Consider the following 1,684-nt stretch of genomic DNA (forward strand, 5'->3'; position numbering starts at 1 on the left):
AACCGCAGTGAATGTAGTTGAATTAGAAGCACCTACAGCAAGAGTTGCTAAAGGACCACCAGTTACTACCGCATTAACGTCAGTTACAGTTATGTTAGTAAGAGTTACGTTACCCGTATTAGTTACTACGAAGTTGTAAACGATTGTATCACCTACGTTAGTAATACCATCACCATTGTTGTCAACATAAGCTCCGTCTTTAGTAATTGCTATACTAGGAGATGAGTTAAGCGTTACAATAGTACACGTAGTACAAGTTGGGTCAATTGGAGTACAATTAGTACAAGGAGTTGGATCAGTAGAAGTTCCAGTTACCGGCGGTCCAGAAGGAGGTGTTCCAGTAGCTGTCGCTAAGTTGTCTACTTGACCAGCATCAATGTCAGCTTGAGTAATAGTGTGAACCGCAGTGAATGTAGTTGAATTAGAAGCACCTACAGCAAGAGTTGCTAAAGGACCACCAGTTACTACCGCATTAACGTCAGTTACAGTTATGTTAGTAAGAGTTACGTTACCCGTATTAGTTACTACGAAGTTGTATACAATTGTATCACCTACGTTAGTAATACCATCACCATTGTTGTCAACATAAGCTCCATCTTTAGTAATAGAAATACTAGGAGATTCAACAAATACAGTTACAATTGCTGTATCACAATTTGTTGGATTTAAAACTTCACAGATTTGATATGTTACTGTATATGTTCCTCCAGGTGTTGTTGGAGTAACATTTATTGAACCATCTATTGGATTTAAAGTTACACCTGAATTTGTCGTGCTAACTTGAGTTAGAATAATATTTGAAAGTGTTGCTGGATTTCCATTCAATGTATCATTTATTAATACATTAGGATATGATTGCCCACCAATTCCTGTTAAAACATTATTTCCGTTATCATTTACAGCATCAATGTTTGCATTATTTACATTAACTGTCACTGTAGCAATATCACAATTTGTTGGATTTAAGATTTCACATATTTGATATGTTACCACATAATTTCCAGAAGGTGTACCTAATGCAACATTTACTGAACCATCAACTGGGTTTAATGTAACTCCAGCATTTGTAGTACTAACTTGAGTTAAAATTACATTTGATAATGTTGCAGGGTTACCATTTAAAGTATCGTTAATTAAAACATTAGGATAAGATTGTCCACCTGTAGCACCAATTATTGAATTACCATTATCATTTACAGCATCAATAACTGCTGCTCCAACTGGAACAGTTACAATAGCAGTATCACAATTATTTGGATTTAAAACTTCACAAATTTGGTAAGTTAAAGTATAATTTCCAGCAGGTGTACCAGGCGCAACCACAACATTAGTACCTGATAAAGTAACACCAGGATTAGTTGAAGACACGAAAGTAGTAGTAACTTGAGAAGGTACTACAGCAACACCATTTAAAGTATCGTTAGTAAGCACGTTAGTGAATGAAGTTCCACCAACAAATCCATTAACAGAAGTACCAGCATCATCATTAGCTACAATTGCAGTTGCTCCAACTGGAACAGTTACAATTGCAGTATCACAATTATTTGGATTTAAAACTTCACAAATTTGGTAAGTTAAAGTATAAGAACCAGAAGGTGTACCAGGCGCCACCACAACATTAGTACCTGATAAAGTAACACCAGGATTAGTTGAAGACACGAAAGTAGTAGTTACTTGAGAAGGA

The 1,684-nt window shown here is 35.8% G+C and carries 1 protein-coding gene; it reads right to left on the reverse strand.

Annotation, left to right across the window (positions count from 1 at the left end):
• A partial coding sequence (locus ABD766_RS08370; RefSeq protein ID WP_425556576.1) for a beta strand repeat-containing protein occupies positions 1 to 1,684 on the reverse strand: 1,684 nt, incomplete at both ends.

Origin of the sequence: Flavobacterium cheonanense, from assembly GCF_039539185.1 — a bacterium.
Taxonomy (GTDB): domain Bacteria; phylum Bacteroidota; class Bacteroidia; order Flavobacteriales; family Flavobacteriaceae; genus Flavobacterium; species Flavobacterium cheonanense.